The following is a 16,878-nucleotide window of genomic DNA, read 5'->3' as shown; positions in this document are numbered from 1 at the left end:
GAAGGAGCAGCACCGTGCCGAGCTTTCATCCCGCACACCCCGAGACCGTGTTCACGTACGGTGCTCCGGGCCTGAAGTTCGGCGTCGGCGCGCGGCACGAGCTGGGTCATGACCTCGCGCAGCTCGACGTGCGACGGGTCCTGATCGTCACGGACCCGGGCGTCGCCGCCACCGGTGCACCGGGGGAGATCGCCGAGTCGCTGCGGGCCGCGTCGATCGACGCGGTCGTGTTCGACCGGTCCAGGGTCGAGCCGACCGACGCGAGCCTGGTCGAGGCGATCGACTTCGCGCGCGCCGAAGGGCCGTTCGACGCCATCGTGGCGATCGGTGGCGGTAGCAGCATCGACACGGCCAAGGCGGTCAACCTGCTGACGACCAACGACGGCGAGCTGATGGACTACATCAACGCCCCGGTCGGCCGGGCGCGAGCGCCGAAGCAGCCGCTGTTGCCGCTGATCGCGCTGCCGACGACGACCGGCACCGGCAGCGAGAGCACGACGATCTGCGTGCTCGACGTCGTCAGCCAGCACGTCAAGACCGGCATCTCGCACGCGCGGCTGCGGCCGACGCTCGCGGTCGTCGACCCCGAGCTGACGTTGACCCAGCCGGCCGGGGTGACCGCGGCCGCCGGGCTCGACATCCTGTGCCACGCGCTTGAGAGCTACACGGCACGGCCGTTCGAGTCGTACGAGCACAAGCAGGCCGACGAGCGGGTGCCCTACTGCGGCGCCAACCCCATCGCGGACATGTGGTCGGAGAAGGCGCTGAGCCTCATGGCGTCGTCGTTCCGCAAAGCCGTACGTGACGGCGACGACCTCGGCGCCCGCACCGAGGTCGCGATGGCAGCCACGTTCGCAGGGCTGGGCTTCGGCAACGCCGGGGTGCACATCCCGCACGCCAACGCCTATCCGATCGCGGGTCAGGTCCGCGACTTCCGGCCGGCCGACTACCCCGCAGACCACGCCATGGTGCCGCACGGGATGGCGGTGTCGCTGACCGCGCCGGCCGCGTTCCGTTTCACGTTCGAGGCGTCGCCCGAGCGCCACCTCCGCGCTGCCGAGCTGCTCGCTCCCGACGCCGACCGTCCCGACGACCCGGCCGAGGCGCTGCCGCAGGTCCTGGCCGCGATCATGCGCGACGTCGGCATCCCGGCGGGCATCGGGGCAGTCGGGTTCACCTCCGGCGACATCGACTCCCTCGTCGAGGGCACCATGAAGCAGCAGCGGCTCCTCGCGACCGCCCCGCTCGAGGTCACCGAGGATGCCGTCGCGACGATCCTCGACGAGTCGATCGAGCTGTGGTGAGTCCCGTCGAGGTCGCGACCCGGGACGTCGTTGCCGAGCTGCACAAGCTGGGGGTCCGCGAGGTCGACGACTCGACCCTCGGTCGCGCCCTCTACAGCACCGATGCCTCGCTCTACCGTGTCGTCCCGCAGGTCGTCGTACGCCCGCGCAGCGTCGAGGAGGTGCTCGCGACCGTCGAGGCGTGCCGCCTGACCGGTACGCCCCTGACCTCACGCGGCGCCGGCACCTCGATCGCCGGCAACGCCGTCGGCACGGGCGTCGTCATCGACTTCACCCGGCACCTCAACCGGGTCCATGACATCGACGTCGAGGCCCGCACCGCTCGGGTCGACCCCGGGACGGTCCACGCGGTGCTCCAGAAGGCGGCCACGCCTCTCGGACTGCGGTTCGGCCCGGACCCCTCGACGCACACGCGCTGCACCGTCGGCGGCATGATCGGCAACAACGCATGCGGCTCGCGCGCGCTGGCCTACGGCCGTACGGCGGACAACGTCATGGGCCTCGACGTCGTGACGATGGCGGGGGAGCGGCTCTCGGTGACTGCCGGAGGGCGTACGAAGTCGCCGACCCTCGACCGGCTCGACGAGGTCGTGCAGGGCGGCCTCGGGGTGATCCGCACGGAGTTCGGCAGGTTCGGCCGGCAGGTCTCCGGCTACAGCCTCGAGCACCTGCTGCCTGAGCGCGGCTTCGACGTCGCGACATTCCTCGCCGGCACCGAGGGCACCCTCGCGACGATGACGTCGGCGACCGTGAGACTGGTCGAGGATCCGCCGCACCGGCAGATCCTGGTGCTCGGCTATGCCTCGATGGCCGACGCGGCAGACGACGTCCCGGCGCTCCTGCCGTTCGGCCCGACGGCGTGTGAGGGGCTCGACTCCCGCATCGTCAACGTCTTCCGCATGCACAAGGGGTCGGTGCCCGACCTGCCTCGAGGCCAGGGCTGGCTGTTCGTCGAGATCTCCGGCGACGATCCGGGGCTCGTCGCCGAGACGGTGCGCCGCGCCTCGGCGGCGTCGTCCTCGGTCGCGAGCCGGGTCGTCACCGACCTGCGCGAGCAGGCCGTGCTCTGGCGCATCCGCGAGGAGGGCGCGGGCCTGGCGACCCGCACCTTGCCCGGCAAGGCACTGTCGGGCTGGGAGGACGCCGCAGTGCCGCCCGACAAGCTCGGGACCTACCTGCGCGAGTTCGAGGAGCTCCTGCGCGACCGGGGCCTCGACGGCGTTCCCTACGGCCATTTCGGCGACGGCTGCATCCACATCCGGATCGACTTCCCGCTCGACGCGGTCGGGGGCAAGGAGCTGTTCCGCACGTTCATGTTCGACGCCGCAAGACTCGTGGCGTCGCACGGCGGATCGTTCTCCGGCGAGCACGGCGACGGCCGAGCGCGGTCGGAGCTTCTGCCCCTGATGTACTCCGCCGAGGCGATCGACCTGTTCGCGCAGGTCAAGGCGGTGCTGGATCCCGACGACCTGCTCAACCCGGGCGTCCTGGTTCGCCCGCGACCGGTCGACGCGGACCTCCGGGGGCCAGAGTCCTCGCGGGACCGCCTCGACGGCCGGCTCGGCCTGCGGCTCCTGCACGACGACGGTGACTTCGGCAAGGCGGTCCACCGCTGCACCGGTGTCGGCAAGTGCATCGCCGACAACGCCGGCTCCAACGGCGTCATGTGCCCGTCCTTCCAGGCGACCCGCAACGAGAAGGACTCGACGCGCGGGCGCGCCCGCGTGCTGCAGGAGATGATCGACGGCCGCCTCGTGACGGGGGGTTTCCGTGCCCCGGAGGTGCACGAGGCGCTCGACCTGTGCCTGTCGTGCAAGGGATGTGCCACGGACTGCCCGACCGGCACCGACATGGCCACGTACAAGTCCGAGGTGCTGCACCAGTCGTACAAGGGACGCCTCCGCCCGCGCAGCCACTACATCCTCGGCCGGCTCCCGTTCTGGGCGCGCGTGACCTCGCCGATCGCCTGGCTCGCGAACCTCGGCCTCCGCACGCCGGGGGTCCGCTCGCTGGCGCGGTGGGCGGCCGGCGTCGACCAGCGTCGCAGCCTGCCGACGTTCGCACGGGGGAGTCTGAGCCGCTGGGCGCGCCGGCGTGCGCCCGTCGCCGACGCACCACTCGGTCGCGTCCTGCTGTGGGCCGACTCGTTCACCGACTTCTTCTCGACCGAGGGCGGCAAGGCGGCCGTTCGCGTGCTCGAGGGCGCCGGCTACCGCGTCGAGCTCCTTGACCGCTCTGCGTGCTGCGGGCTGACCTGGATCACGACCGGCCAGCTGGACAAGGCGCGGTCGATCGTCGGCAGCGCGGTCGCGCGGCTTCATCCGTACGTCCTGGCGGGCGTGCCGGTCGTGGGCCTCGAGCCGTCGTGCCTGGCTGTCCTGCGGTCGGACGCCGTCGAGCTGCTGGACGACCCTCGCGCCGTCGACGTGGCCCGCGGGGTGTTCACGCTGTCGGAGCTGTTGCAGCGGACCGAGGGATGGCGTGCGCCCGACCTCACGGGGACGACGCTCGTCGTGCAGCCGCACTGCCACCAGGCTTCGGTGCTCGGGTTCGAGGCCGATCTCGCGGTCATGCAGTCGACCGGCGCGACGATCCAGCGGCTGTCCGGATGCTGCGGGCTCGCGGGCAACTTCGGTGTCGAGAAGGGTCACTACGAGGTGTCGGTCGCGGTCGCCGAGCAGCAGCTGCTGCCGGCGGTTCGTAACGCCGGTGACGGTGCAGTCGTTGTCGCTGACGGGTTCTCCTGCAGGACCCAGCTGGACGACCTAGCCTCAATAGACGCGCTGCACCTGGCGCAGCTCCTCGACCCCTGACCGGAAGCTGGCGACATGGACCACATGCTCGAGCTCGGCTCGGCCATGTCCCGGTTCGCCGAGCTCGTCGGCAAGGCTGCGGGTGACGAGCCCGTTCCCGCCTGCCAGGCGTGGAACGTTCGCGACCTGACGACGCACCTCGGCACGATCCATCGCTGGGCCGCCGCGACGGTGCTCAGCGGTCAGCGGCTGCACGAGCCGGAGCCGGTCGTCACCGAACCCGCCGTGGAGTGGTACGCCGGAACCGCCACAGCCCTGCTCAGTGCGCTGCAGGCCGTCAGCCCCGAGGAACCCGTCCCCAACTTCTCGTACGTCGACGAGCGGGCCGCGTTCTGGGCCCGCCGGCAGATGCACGAGGCGACGGTGCACGCGGTCGACGCCGCGCAGTCCCTGGGCATCCACGAGGACGACTGGGGAATCGCCTCGTCCGTCGCCGCCGACGGCGTCGACGAAGTCCTCCAGGTGTTCTTCCCGCGCATGACGGCCCGCCGCCAGCGCCCTGACGTACGTTCGCGAATCCGGCTGGTCGCCACCGACACCCACCAGTCGTGGTTGATCGCACCCGGCAACGGCGACCTCGGGCCGCCGATCCAGCTGCATCCATCGCTGGATGCCGACGGATCCGTGCGTGGCACCGCCGTCGAGCTCTACCTCGGCCTCTGGAAGCGCATGGGCCCCGAACGGCTCGACTTCGACGGCGTCGACGGACGCATCCTGTTCGACGGTCCCACCACGCCCTGACCGGCCTGAATCCCGGCAGACTCGGTTTGGAAGATGACGAGGCTGCCCGGTAGTATTGGCTGCTGTGCCTGAACCACTCAGGCCGATGCACGCATCCTGCCGGATCGCACGGTGGCGAGTGCATCACGACTCATGGCTCACACCAGTCAGAAGAAGGAAGTTTGTAGTGCCCACGATCAACCAGCTGGTCCGCAAGGGCCGCCAGCGCAAGGTCGTCAAGACGACGACTCCCGCGCTCAAGGGTTCGCCTCAGCGCCGCGGTGTCTGCACCCGCGTCTACACCACCACTCCGAAGAAGCCCAACTCCGCGCTCCGCAAGGTTGCCCGCGTGAAGCTCTCGAGTGGCACCGAGGTCACTGCATACATTCCGGGCGAGGGCCACAACCTGCAGGAGCACTCGATCGTGCTCGTGCGTGGTGGCCGCGTCAAGGACCTTCCCGGTGTCCGTTACAAGATCGTCCGCGGCGCCCTCGACACGCAGGCCGTCAAGGGTCGCAAGCAGGCTCGCAGCCGTTACGGCGCGAAGAAGGAGAAGAGCTAATGCCTCGTAAGGGTCCGGCAACCAAGCGCCCCGTCGAGACTGATCCCGTCTACGGGAGCCAGCTCGTCACCTCACTCATCAACAAGGTCCTGGTCGACGGCAAGAAGCAGGTCGCCCAGCGCATCGTCTACACCGCGCTCGAAGGCACTCGCGAGAAGTCCGGCACCGATCCGGTCATCACGCTCAAGCGTGCACTCGACAACGTCAAGCCGTCGATCGAGGTCAAGAGCCGTCGCGTCGGCGGCGCGACCTACCAGGTCCCGATCGAGGTCCGCGCGGTCCGGCAGAACACCCTGGCCCTGCGTTGGCTCGTCAGCTTCGCCGGTGCGCGTCGCGAGAAGACCATGGCCGAGCGCCTCATGAACGAGCTGCTCGACGCCTCCAACGGTCTCGGCGGCGCCGTCAAGAAGCGTGAGGACACGCACAAGATGGCCGAAGCCAACAAGGCCTTCGCTCACTACCGCTGGTAAGTCAGCAACACATTCACCCGTCGCCGTGACCCGGCGATGCTCCGCAACAAAGGAAAGCGACCAAACTCGTGGCAACCGACATCACCACCGACCTCAACCGGGTCCGCAACATCGGCATCATGGCGCACATCGATGCCGGCAAGACCACGACGACCGAACGCATCCTCTTCTACACCGGTATCAACTACAAGATCGGTGAGGTCCACGACGGCGGCGCCACGATGGACTGGATGGAGCAGGAGCAGGAGCGCGGCATCACGATCACGTCGGCCGCGACGACCTGCTGGTGGAAAGACAACCAGATCAACATCATCGACACCCCCGGTCACGTCGACTTCACGGTCGAGGTCGAGCGCAACCTGCGCGTCCTCGACGGTGCCGTCGCCGTGTTCGACGGTGTCGCCGGTGTCGAGCCGCAGTCCGAGACCGTCTGGCGTCAGGCCGACAAGTACGGCGTCCCGCGCATGTGCTTCGTCAACAAGCTCGACCGCACCGGCGCCAGCTTCGACTACTGCGTCAAGACGATCCGTGAGCGCCTCGGCGCGACGGCCCTCGTCCTGCAGGTCCCGATCGGCGCCGAGGGCGACTTCATCGGCGTCGTCGACCTCGTCGGCAACCGCGCACTCGTGTGGCGTGGCGAGACCGCGATCGGTGAGGACTACGAGGTCGAGGAGATCCCGGCCGACCTGGCCGACAAGGCCGCGGCTGCGCGCACCGAGATGATCGAGACGCTCGCCGACCACGACGACGAGTTCGCCGAGGCCTACCTCGACGGCGTCGACATCACTCCCGAGCTGCTCAAGCCGGCCATCCGTCGCGCGACGCTGGCCGCCAAGCTCAACCCGGTGCTGTGCGGCACGGCGTTCAAGAACAAGGGCGTCCAGCCCCTGCTCGACGCCGTCATCGACTACCTCCCCTCGCCGATCGACGTCGGAGCCATCACGGGCCTCGACCCGCGTGACGAGAGCAAGACCGACACGCGTGAGCCCAAGGAGAGCGAGCCGTTCGCGGCCCTGGCGTTCAAGATCGCGTCGGACCCGCACCTCGGCAAGCTGACCTACCTGCGCGTCTACTCCGGTCGCCTCGAGGCCGGCAGCACGGTCATCAACGTGACCAAGGGCCGCAAGGAGCGCATCGGCAAGATCTACCAGATGCACGCCAACAAGCGCGCTGAGATCGCGTCCGTCGGCGCCGGCCAGATCGTCGCCGTCATGGGTCTCAAGGACACCACGACCGGTGAGACGCTGGCCGATCCCAACAAGCAGATCGTCCTCGAGTCGATGACGTTCCCGGCTCCCGTGATCCAGGTCGCCATCGAGCCCAAGACCAAGAGCGACCAGGAGAAGCTCGGCACCGCCATCCAGCGGCTCGCCGAGGAGGACCCGACGTTCCAGGTCCACACCGACGAAGAGACCGGTCAGACGATCATCGCCGGCATGGGCGAGCTTCACCTCGACATCCTGGTCGACCGCATGAAGCGCGAGTTCAACGTCGAGGCCAACGTCGGCAAGCCGCAGGTCGCGTACCGCGAGACGATCAAGCGCAAGGTCGAGAACGTCAGCTACACCCACAAGAAGCAGACGGGTGGCTCGGGCCAGTTCGCCAAGGTCGTCATCAGCATCGAGCCCACCGGCGTCTCCGTCGGTGGCGAGGGTGGCTACGAGTTCGTCAACAACGTGACGGGTGGCCGCGTGCCCCGCGAGTACATCCCGTCGGTCGGCGCCGGAGCCGAGGACGCCATGCAGTTCGGTGTCCTGGCCGGCTACCAGATGGTCGACGTCAAGGTGACTCTCGAGGACGGCGCCTACCACGACGTCGACTCCTCGGAGCTCGCGTTCAAGCTTGCCGGCTCGATGGCTTTCAAGGAAGCCGCGCGCAAGGCCGATCCGGTGATCCTCGAACCCACGTTCGCGGTCGAGGTCACCACGCCCGAGGACTACATGGGCGACGTGATCGGCGACCTCAACTCTCGCCGTGGCCAGGTAAACGCCATGGAAGAGGGCATGGGAGGCGTCAAGATCGTCAAGGCGATCGTCCCCCTGTCCGAGATGTTCGGGTACGTCGGCGACCTGAGGTCCAAGACCTCGGGCCGTGCGTCATACTCGATGCAGTTCGACTCCTACGCGGAGGTTCCCAAGAACGTCGCGGAAGAGATCATCAAAAAGGCCCGCGGCGAGTAGCAGCGGTCCATCTCATAAGATGGCCTGAGGCTTCCGTACGGCGGGACCCAACGGCGTTCAACAGCAACCAATTCGAAGAAGGAGCCCCAAGTGGCTAAGGCGAAGTTCGAGCGGACCAAGCCGCACATGAACATCGGCACCATCGGTCACATCGACCACGGTAAGACGACTCTTACCGCGGCGATCACCAAGGTGCTGCACGACAAGTACCCCGACCTGAACGAGGCCTCGGCCTTCGATCAGATCGACAAGGCGCCCGAAGAGAAGCAGCGCGGCATCACGATCTCCATCTCGCACGTCGAGTACCAGACCGAGAACCGCCACTACGCGCACGTCGACTGCCCGGGTCACGCTGACTACGTCAAGAACATGATCACCGGTGCGGCCCAGATGGACGGCGCGATCCTCGTGGTCGCCGCCACCGACGGCCCCATGCCCCAGACGCGTGAGCACGTGCTGCTCGCTCGCCAGGTCGGCGTGCCGGCGATGGTCGTGGCGCTCAACAAGTGCGACATGGTCGACGACGAAGAGATCCTCGAGCTCGTCGAGCTCGAGGTCCGTGAGCTCCTGAGCGATCAGGAGTTCGACGGCGACAACGTTCCCGTCGTCAAGGTCGCCGCTCACCCGGCGCTCCAGGGCGACGCCAAGTGGGGCGAGTCGATCCTCGAGCTCATGCAGGCCGTCGACGACTACATCCCGATGCCTCCCCGCGAAACCGACAAGCCGTTCCTCATGCCCGTCGAGGACGTCTTCACGATCACGGGTCGTGGCACGGTCATCACCGGTCGTATCGAGCGCGGCATCATCAAGGTCAACGAGACCGTTGACATCGTCGGCATCCGTGAGGACAAGCAGACGACGACGGTCACCGGCATCGAGATGTTCCGCAAGCTGCTCGACGAGGGCCAGGCCGGCGAGAACGTCGGACTGCTCCTCCGCGGCACCAAGCGCGAGGACGTCGAGCGCGGCATGGTCATCATCGCGCCCGGCTCCACGACTCCCCACACGGAGTTCGAGGGCCAGGTCTACATCCTGTCCAAGGAGGAGGGTGGCCGTCACACGCCGTTCTTCAACAACTACCGTCCGCAGTTCTACTTCCGCACCACGGACGTCACCGGCGTCGTCACGCTGCCCGAGGGCACCGAGATGGTCATGCCCGGCGACAACACCGAGATGAGCGTTCAGCTGATCCAGCCGATCGCCATGGAGGAAGGCCTCCGCTTCGCCATCCGCGAGGGTGGTCGCACGGTGGGCGCCGGACGCGTCACGAAGATCAACAAGTGAGCACTGCCAACATCTGATTGGTACACCAGCTCATCGAGAGCCCCGTCCTGCTTCGGCAGGGCGGGGCTCTTGGCATGTCCGGAGCGGTGACCTGCTCGCCCTTCGTACGGGGGAGCGGTGACCTGCTCGCCCTTCGTACGTTGTGGCGGTGGGGGTCTCGCCCTTCAGAACCCCTGATGGGCGACCAGGTCACCGCCCAGATGGGAGTGGTTCCCGGTCGCGTCCTTTTGGCGGACAACTGGCTCGTTGTTTTCGCAACGCCGCCTTATCCTTAATGCATGGGACACGACCACGCGCACGGCGCCGGCGCGGCGCATCGCGGCCGGCTCGCGCTGGTTCTCGCCCTGTCGTTCGGCGTCCTGGTCGTCGAGGCCGTGGTCGCCTGGCTCAGCGGCAGCCTCGCGCTGCTGGCCGACGCCGGGCACATGCTGGGTGACTCCTTCGGCATCGTGATGGCGCTCGCGGCGATCACGGTCGCACAACGCGGTGGCGGGCCGGGCTCGCGTCGTACGTTCGGCTACTCGCGCACCGAGGTGCTCGCGGCCGGCGCCAACGGTCTGATCCTGCTGGGCCTGGCCGGCTGGGTCACCTACAGCGCGATTCGCCGCTTCGGGGAGTCGCCGGAGCTCGAGGGCGGCTTGATCCTGGTGGCCGGAGGCATCGGCCTGGTGGTCAACGTCGTCGGCCTGCTGCTGCTCCGCCATGGCGCCCAGGAGAGCATCAACGTCCGCGGCGCCTATCTGGAGGTGCTGGGCGACGCCCTCGGCTCAGTCGCCGTGCTGGTCTCGGCCACGGTCATCCTGCTGACCGACTGGTATCCCGCGGACGCGATCGCGTCCCTCGTGATCGCGGCGATGATCGTGCCACGCGCGATCTCGTTGCTCCGTGAGGTCGCCGAGGTGCTGCTGGAGTCGACACCGCGCGACGTCGACCTGACCGAGCTGCGCCAGCACATCCTCGCGATGGACGGGGTCAAGGACGTCCACGACCTGCACGTCTGGACGATCACCTCCGGCATGCCGGTCATGAGCGCCCACGTCGTGGTCGAGGACTCGGTCACCGCGATGAACGACGCGCACGGTGTCCTCGACCGGCTGCGCGGCTGCCTGGCGGATCACTTCGACGTCGAGCACTCGACATTCCAGATCGAGCCCGCGGGCCACGTCGACTCCGAGAGCCACGTGCACCACTGAAGGGCCGGCTAGCACTTCGCGGCCTCGATTTGTATTAACCACGACGCGTCTGTCAGAATAGTTCGGTTGCTCCGGCTCGATCGCTGGGGCGCCGACCGTCCGGCCTCTCACGCCGATCACGACGCCGGTGCCGAACCTGAGATCGAGCTTGTCCCGCTGAAGGCGGGTCCAACCACCTAACTCGACAAGTGTGTGACGTATGCGCCCAAGCGGCCGCGACACGCCCGACCTCGGGGGTCGGCGGGAGGGAGGAGCCTTTCTCCCTCGATCCGGGGCGAGACTGCGAAGCGAACGAACGTAAAGGACAAGCGAGAGCATGGCGGGACAAAAAATCCGTATCCGGCTCAAGGCCTACGACCACGAGGTCATTGACTCGTCGGCGCGCAAGATCGTCGACACGGTGACGCGCACGGGCGCCAAGGTCGCAGGACCGGTGCCGTTGCCCACCGAGAAGAACGTGTTCTGCGTGATCCGTTCGCCGCACAAGTACAAGGACAGCCGCGAGCACTTCGAGATGCGCACGCACAAGCGCCTCATCGACATCATTGACCCGACGCCGAAGACAGTCGACTCGCTCATGCGCCTCGACCTGCCTGCCGGCGTCGACATCGAGATCAAGCTCTGAGGGGGACAGCGACCATGAGCTCCAGCAGCACTGCAACCACGCGCGGCCTCCTCGGCCGCAAGCTCGGCATGACCCAGGTCTGGGACGCCGACAACAAGATCGTTCCCGTCACCGTGATCGCTGCCGACACCAACGTCGTCACGCAGATCCGTACGCGTGAGACCGACGGCTACTCCGCCGTCCAGCTCGGCTTCGGCGAGATCGACGGCCGCAAGGTCAACAAGCCGGTCGCCGGCCACCTCGCCAAGGCAGGTGTCACGCCGCGTCGCCACATCGTCGAGATCCGCACCGAGGCCATCTCGGACTACACGCTGGGCCAGGAGGTCTCCCCGGAGATCTTCGCCGCCGGCGACGTCGTCGACGTCACCGCGACCAGCAAGGGCAAGGGCTTCGCGGGTGTCATGAAGCGCCACGGCTTCCACGGCGTCGGCGCCTCGCACGGTGCACACCGCAACCACCGCAAGCCCGGCTCGATCGGTGGCTGCGCCACCCCGGGTCGTGTCTTCAAGGGCCTCCGCATGGCGGGCCACATGGGCGCCGAGCAGGTCACGACGCAGAACCTCAAGGTTCACTCCGTCGACACCGACAAGGGCGTCATCCTCATCAAGGGCGCCGTACCCGGCCCCAAGGGCGCACTCGTCGTCATCCGCTCTGCCGTGAAGGGAGCCTGATCATGGCAAAGACCATTGATGCTCAGCTGCCTGTCGACATCTTCGACGTGCAGGTCAACATCCCGCTGATCCACCAGGTCGTCGTGGCGCAGCTCGCCGCGGCTCGCCAGGGCACGCACAGCACCAAGACGCGTGGCGAGGTGTCCGGCGGTGGCAAGAAGCCGTACCGCCAGAAGGGCACCGGTCGCGCTCGTCAGGGCTCGATCCGCGCACCCCAGTACAACGGTGGTGGCATCGTGCACGGCCCGACGCCGCGCTCGTACGACCAGCGCACGCCCAAGAAGATGAAGGCCGCCGCCCTGCGCGGTGCCCTCTCGGACCGGGCTCGTTCGGGTCGCCTGCACGTGGTCGACAGCATCGTCGCCGGCGACAAGCCGTCGACCAAGCTGGCCCTGGCCACGCTGCGCGAGCTCACGCCGCGTCCCCGCGTGCTGATCGTCGTGGACCGTGACGACACGATCACGTCGCTCAGCCTGCGCAACGCCGGCGAGACCGTCATCTTGACGTTCGACCAGGTCAACACCTACGACGTCCTGCTCAGCGACGACATCGTCTTCACCCAGTCCGCGTTCGACGCCTTCGTGGCGGCGCGCTCGGGCGAGGGTGTCAAGACGATCGCCCTGAGCGCGGCGGCGACCGAGGTCGACGCCCGCGACGCCAAGCCTGCGGCCAAGAAGGCGCCCGCCAAGAAGGCACCGGCCAAGAAGGCTGCGGCCACCGAGGCTGTCGCCGACGAGGACAAGCCGGCCAAGAAGGCACCGGCCAAGAAGGCGCCTGCGAAGGCTGCCGACGAGGCTCCGGCCAAGAAGGCGCCTGCGAAGGCTGCCGACGAGGCTCCGGCCAAGAAGGCCAGCACCGCCAAGAAGGCGCCGGCCAAGAAGGCTGCTGCCGACGAGGACAAGCCGGCCAAGAAGGCTGCTGCCAAGAAGGCCCCCGCGGCCAAGAAGGCGCCCGCCAAGAAGACCGCAGCCAAGAAGGCCGCACCCGGAGGCGATGACAAGTGAGCACGATCCACAAGGACCACCGCGACATCCTGATCGCGCCGGTCGTCAGCGAGAAGAGCTACGGCCTGCTCGATGACAACAAGTACACGTTCGTGGTGCACCCCGACGCCAACAAGACGGAGATCAAGATCGCCGTCGAGAAGATCTTCGGCGTCAAGGTCACTGCGGTCAACACGCTCAACCGCAAGGGCAAGACCCGTCGCACGCGTTCGGGGCTCGGCAAGCGCAAGGACACCAAGCGAGCCATCGTGAGTGTCGCCGCAGGCCAGAGCATCGACATCTTCTCGAGCCCGAGCAACTGAGGACTGAGGACTTATGGCTATTCGCAAGTACAAGCCGACAACCCCGGGCCGTCGTGGCTCGAGCGTTGCCGACTTCGCCGAGATCACCCGCACGACGCCTGAGAAGTCGCTGACGGAGCCGCTGCCCAAGAAGGGCGGCCGCAACAACCAGGGACGCATCACGACGCGTCACCAGGGTGGCGGTCACAAGCGCGCCTACCGCATCATCGACTTCCGTCGCTACGACAAGGACGGCGTGCCGGCCAAGGTCGCTCACATCGAGTACGACCCCAACCGCACCGCACGCATCGCGCTCCTGCACTACGCCGATGGCGAGAAGCGCTACATCATCGCGCCCGAAGGCCTCAAGCAGGGCATGACGGTCGAGTCCGGTATCGGCTCCGACATCAAGGTCGGCAACAACCTGCCCCTGCGCAACATCCCCGTGGGCACGCTGATCAACGGCATCGAGCTGCGGCCGGGCGGTGGCGCCAAGATGGGCCGCTCCGCCGGCACCAAGGTGCAGCTCGTCGCCAAGGAGGGCAACAAGGCGCAGCTGCGTCTGCCCTCCGGTGAGATGCGCTACGTCGACGTCCGCTGCCGCGCCACGATCGGCGAGGTCGGCAACGCCGAGCAGTCCAACATCAACTGGGGCAAGGCCGGACGCAACCGCTGGAAGGGCAAGCGCCCGACCGTCCGCGGTGTCGCCATGAACCCGGTCGACCACCCGCACGGTGGTGGTGAGGGCAAGACGTCCGGTGGACGTCACCCCGTCTCCCCGTGGGGCAAGCCGGAAGGCCGTACGCGCAAGCGCAAGGCCAGCGACTCCCAGATCGTCCGCCGCCGCAAGTCCGGCCGCTGAGAAGGATTGGTTAACAGATGCCACGCAGTTTGAAGAAGGGCCCGTTCGTTGACGGGCACCTCGAGAAGAAGGTCGACGCGCAGAACGCCGCCGACACTCACACCGTGATCAAGACCTGGTCGCGTCGCTCGATGATCCTGCCGTCCTTCATCGGACACACGATCGCCGTGCACGACGGCCGCAAGCACGTGCCCGTGTTCATCACGGACTCGATGGTGGGTCACAAGCTGGGCGAGTTCGCCCCGACCCGCACGTTCCGCGGTCACGAGAAGGACGACCGGAAGGCGAAGAGGCGATGAGTGCAGCTACCCGTGAGAGCATCAGTGCTCGACGTGAGCGTCTGCTGGGCGACGAGCCCGGTGCGTTCGCCGTCGCGCGCTTCGTGCGCGTCACCGCGCAGAAGTCGCGCCGCATCGCGGACCTGATCCGCGGCGACTCGGTCGACAACGCGCTGGCCACCCTGCAGTTCGCGCCGCAGGCCGTTGCCGAGAACTTCTACAAGCTCGTCGACAGCGCCGCGGCCAACGCCGAGACGACCGAAGGCCTCAACCGTTCGGACCTGGTCATCACCGTGGTCCAGGTCGACGAGGGCCCGACGATGAAGCGTTGGCGCCCGCGCGCCAAGGGTGCGGCCAACCGCATCCTCAAGCGCAGCAGCCACCTGACCGTGGTCGTACAGCCCCGCGAGGTCGTCCAGGCCAAGCTGGACGCGGCCAACATCAAGAACTCCAAGAAGAAGGGCGGGAACCGATAGTGGGACAGAAAATCAACCCGCACGGGTTCCGACTGGGCATCTCGACGGATCACAAGAGCCGTTGGTACGCCGACAAGCTCTACAAGAGCTACGTCGGCGAGGACGTCAAGATCCGCAAGATGCTCACCAAGGGCATGGACCGCGCCGGCATCAGCCGTGTCGAGATCGAGCGCACGCGTGACCGCGTACGCGTCGACATCCACACCGCTCGTCCGGGCATCGTCATCGGCCGCCGTGGCGCCGAGGCCGACCGCATCCGCGGCGACCTCGAGAAGCTCACGGGCAAGCAGGTGCAGCTCAACATCCTCGAGGTCAAGAACCCCGAGATGGATGCGCAGCTGGTCGCCCAGGGCGTTGCCGAGCAGCTGTCGGGTCGTGTGCAGTTCCGTCGCGCGATGCGCAAGGCCATGCAGACGACGATGCGCAGTGGTGCCAAGGGCATCCGCATCCAGTGCTCGGGTCGTCTCGGCGGCGCCGAGATGTCCCGCTCGGAGTTCTACCGCGAGGGCCGCGTGCCCCTGCACACGCTCCGCGCTGACGTCGACTACGGCTTCTACGAGGCCAAGACGACCTTCGGCCGCATCGGCGTGAAGGTCTGGATCTACAAGGGCGAGGTCGCGGGCACCCGCGCCGAGCGCGAGGCCGAGGCGGCCAAGCGCGCGGCCGCTCCGGGCAGCAACCGTCGTCCCGCCCGTGGTGGCGCCGCCGGTGGCGCTCGTCGCCCCGAGCGTCCCGCCCGTGAGGACGCCGCTCCGGCGGCCGACGCCGCTGCTGCGGCTCCGGCCACCGAAGCCGCCGCAACCGTTGCCGCGCCCGCCGCTGCAGCACCTGAAGGAGGGGAGAGCTGATGTTGATGCCCCGCAGGGTCAAGTACCGCAAGCAGCACCACCCCACGCGCCGCGGCGCGGCCAAGGGTGGCACCGAGCTCGCGTTCGGTGACTACGGCATCCAGTGCGTGACCGCCGCCTACGTGACGAACCGTCAGATCGAGTCCGCTCGTATCGCCATGACGCGTCACATCAAGCGTGGCGGCAAGGTCTGGATCAACATCTACCCGGACCGTCCGCTCACGAAGAAGCCTGCCGAGACCCGCATGGGTTCCGGCAAGGGTTCCCCGGAGTGGTGGGTCGCCAACGTCAAGCCCGGACGCGTCATGTTCGAGCTGTCGGGTGTCTCCGAGGAGGTTGCTCGCGAGGCCATGCGCCGCGCGATCCACAAGCTCCCCATGAAGGCCCGATTCATCACCCGAGAGACAGGTGAGCTGTGATGGCGCAGCACACAACCGCAGCAGAGCTGCGCAGCGTCGCTTCCGACGACCTGGCAGCCAAGCTGTCAGAGGCCAAGGAAGAGCTGTTCAACCTGCGCTTCCAGAACGCCACCGGTCAGCTCGACAACACGGCCCGGCTTCGGGCAGTGCGCAAGGACATCGCCCGGATCTACACCGTCATGCGTGAGCGCGAGCTCGGCATCGTCGAGGAGGTCCAGGCATGACCGACAAGAACCAGAAGGACGAGGCAGTGACCGAACGTACAGCGCGCAAGACCTTCGAGGGGCTCGTTGTCAGCGACAAGATGGACAAGACCGTCGTGGTCAACGTCGAGGAGCGCGTCAAGCACGCGCGCTACGGCAAGGTCCTGCGTCGCAACATCAAGTTCAAGGCTCACGACGAGGCGAACGACGCCGGCATCGGTGACCGTGTCCTGATCATGGAGACACGTCCACTGTCCGCCACCAAGCGTTGGCGCATCGTGGAGATCCTCGAGAAGGCCAAGTAGGAGACGACAGATGATTCAGCAGGAGTCGCGACTCAAGGTCGCCGACAACACCGGTGCCAAGGAGATCCTTTGCATCCGTGTCCTCGGTGGCTCAGGTCGACGCTACGCGGGCATCGGCGACACGATCGTCGCCACTGTCAAGGACGCCATCCCCGGCGGAAACGTCAAGAAGGGTGATGTCGTCAAGGCTGTCGTCGTGCGCACCGTCAAGGAGCGCCGTCGTCCGGATGGCTCGTACATCAAGTTCGACGAGAACGCAGCCGTGATCCTCAAGGCCGATGGCGACCCGCGCGGTACGCGCATCTTCGGTCCCGTAGGCCGTGAACTTCGCGACAAGAAGTTCATGCGCATCATTTCGCTCGCACCGGAGGTGCTCTGAG

Annotated in this window: 20 protein-coding genes; all 20 read left to right on the top strand. The window is 67.5% G+C overall.

What is annotated here, in order from left to right; translation table 11 throughout:
- Positions 1-14 precede the first annotated feature (14 nt).
- Entirely contained in the window at positions 15-1,304 is a 1,290-nt protein-coding gene (locus ASC61_RS03605) for a hydroxyacid-oxoacid transhydrogenase (RefSeq protein ID WP_056209464.1), read from the top strand.
- The gene (locus ASC61_RS03600) at positions 1,298-4,117 is read left to right on the top strand and encodes an FAD-binding and (Fe-S)-binding domain-containing protein (protein WP_082530430.1); all 2,820 of its coding nucleotides are present in this window, start codon (positions 1,298-1,300) and stop codon (positions 4,115-4,117) included. Before ASC61_RS03605 ends, ASC61_RS03600 begins: the two co-directional genes overlap by 7 nt.
- A gap of 15 nt (positions 4,118-4,132) precedes the next feature.
- Entirely contained in the window at positions 4,133-4,858 is a 726-nt protein-coding gene (locus tag ASC61_RS03595) for a maleylpyruvate isomerase family mycothiol-dependent enzyme (RefSeq protein WP_056209461.1), read from the top strand.
- A gap of 166 nt (positions 4,859-5,024) precedes the next feature.
- Entirely contained in the window at positions 5,025-5,399 is a 375-nt protein-coding gene (gene rpsL, locus ASC61_RS03590) for a 30S ribosomal protein S12 (RefSeq protein WP_056209459.1), read from the top strand.
- Positions 5,399-5,869 (top strand): 30S ribosomal protein S7, encoded by a 471-nt coding sequence (rpsG, locus tag ASC61_RS03585; RefSeq protein ID WP_056209454.1) that lies wholly within the window; start codon positions 5,399-5,401, stop codon positions 5,867-5,869. The genes rpsL and rpsG overlap by 1 nt, the downstream gene beginning before the upstream one ends.
- Before the next feature lie 68 nt (positions 5,870-5,937).
- Positions 5,938-8,049 (top strand): elongation factor G, encoded by a 2,112-nt coding sequence (gene fusA, locus ASC61_RS03580; protein WP_056209451.1) that lies wholly within the window; start codon positions 5,938-5,940, stop codon positions 8,047-8,049.
- 90 nt (positions 8,050-8,139) lie between these two features.
- The gene (tuf, locus tag ASC61_RS03575) at positions 8,140-9,333 is read left to right on the top strand and encodes an elongation factor Tu (protein WP_056209450.1); all 1,194 of its coding nucleotides are present in this window, start codon (positions 8,140-8,142) and stop codon (positions 9,331-9,333) included.
- 278 nt (positions 9,334-9,611) lie between these two features.
- Entirely contained in the window at positions 9,612-10,526 is a 915-nt protein-coding gene (locus tag ASC61_RS03570) for a cation diffusion facilitator family transporter (protein ID WP_056209447.1), read from the top strand.
- Between the two features lie 316 nt (positions 10,527-10,842).
- Positions 10,843-11,151, top strand: coding sequence for a 30S ribosomal protein S10 (rpsJ, locus tag ASC61_RS03565; protein WP_012923688.1), 309 nt, complete (start codon positions 10,843-10,845; stop codon positions 11,149-11,151).
- Positions 11,152-11,165: 14 nt separating this feature from the next.
- Positions 11,166-11,822, top strand: a complete 657-nt coding sequence (rplC, locus tag ASC61_RS03560) for a 50S ribosomal protein L3 (RefSeq protein WP_056209444.1) — start codon at positions 11,166-11,168, stop codon at positions 11,820-11,822.
- Positions 11,823-11,824: 2 nt separating this feature from the next.
- Positions 11,825-12,826: a 50S ribosomal protein L4 gene (gene rplD, locus ASC61_RS20405; protein ID WP_082530429.1), complete on the top strand. Its 1,002-nt coding sequence runs from the start codon at positions 11,825-11,827 to the stop codon at positions 12,824-12,826.
- Positions 12,823-13,128: a 50S ribosomal protein L23 gene (rplW, locus tag ASC61_RS03550; RefSeq protein WP_056209441.1), complete on the top strand. Its 306-nt coding sequence runs from the start codon at positions 12,823-12,825 to the stop codon at positions 13,126-13,128. The genes rplD and rplW overlap by 4 nt, the downstream gene beginning before the upstream one ends.
- A 13-nt stretch (positions 13,129-13,141) precedes the next feature.
- Positions 13,142-13,969, top strand: a complete 828-nt coding sequence (rplB, locus tag ASC61_RS03545; RefSeq protein ID WP_056209438.1) for a 50S ribosomal protein L2 — start codon at positions 13,142-13,144, stop codon at positions 13,967-13,969.
- A 17-nt stretch (positions 13,970-13,986) separates the two neighbouring features.
- The gene (gene rpsS, locus ASC61_RS03540; RefSeq protein WP_056209436.1) at positions 13,987-14,268 is read left to right on the top strand and encodes a 30S ribosomal protein S19; all 282 of its coding nucleotides are present in this window, start codon (positions 13,987-13,989) and stop codon (positions 14,266-14,268) included.
- Positions 14,265-14,723, top strand: a complete 459-nt coding sequence (gene rplV / locus ASC61_RS03535; protein ID WP_082530428.1) for a 50S ribosomal protein L22 — start codon at positions 14,265-14,267, stop codon at positions 14,721-14,723. Before rpsS ends, rplV begins: the two co-directional genes overlap by 4 nt.
- Positions 14,723-15,571, top strand: coding sequence for a 30S ribosomal protein S3 (gene rpsC / locus ASC61_RS03530; RefSeq protein ID WP_056209433.1), 849 nt, complete (start codon positions 14,723-14,725; stop codon positions 15,569-15,571). Before rplV ends, rpsC begins: the two co-directional genes overlap by 1 nt.
- Entirely contained in the window at positions 15,571-15,990 is a 420-nt protein-coding gene (rplP, locus tag ASC61_RS03525) for a 50S ribosomal protein L16 (RefSeq protein WP_056209431.1), read from the top strand. Before rpsC ends, rplP begins: the two co-directional genes overlap by 1 nt.
- A complete protein-coding gene (gene rpmC / locus ASC61_RS03520; protein ID WP_056209429.1) occupies positions 15,990-16,214 on the top strand; it encodes a 50S ribosomal protein L29 in 225 nt (74 codons plus the stop codon). Before rplP ends, rpmC begins: the two co-directional genes overlap by 1 nt.
- A complete protein-coding gene (gene rpsQ, locus ASC61_RS03515; RefSeq protein ID WP_056209425.1) occupies positions 16,211-16,498 on the top strand; it encodes a 30S ribosomal protein S17 in 288 nt (95 codons plus the stop codon). The genes rpmC and rpsQ overlap by 4 nt, the downstream gene beginning before the upstream one ends.
- A 10-nt stretch (positions 16,499-16,508) precedes the next feature.
- Positions 16,509-16,877 (top strand): 50S ribosomal protein L14, encoded by a 369-nt coding sequence (gene rplN / locus ASC61_RS03510; RefSeq protein WP_056209423.1) that lies wholly within the window; start codon positions 16,509-16,511, stop codon positions 16,875-16,877.
- Position 16,878: the final 1 nt, after the last annotated feature.

This window comes from Aeromicrobium sp. Root344 (assembly GCF_001425755.1).
In the GTDB taxonomy this organism is placed as follows: domain Bacteria; phylum Actinomycetota; class Actinomycetes; order Propionibacteriales; family Nocardioidaceae; genus Aeromicrobium.
Note: the sequence above shows the minus strand (reverse complement) of the source record. Positions and strands in the feature narration are given on the sequence as shown.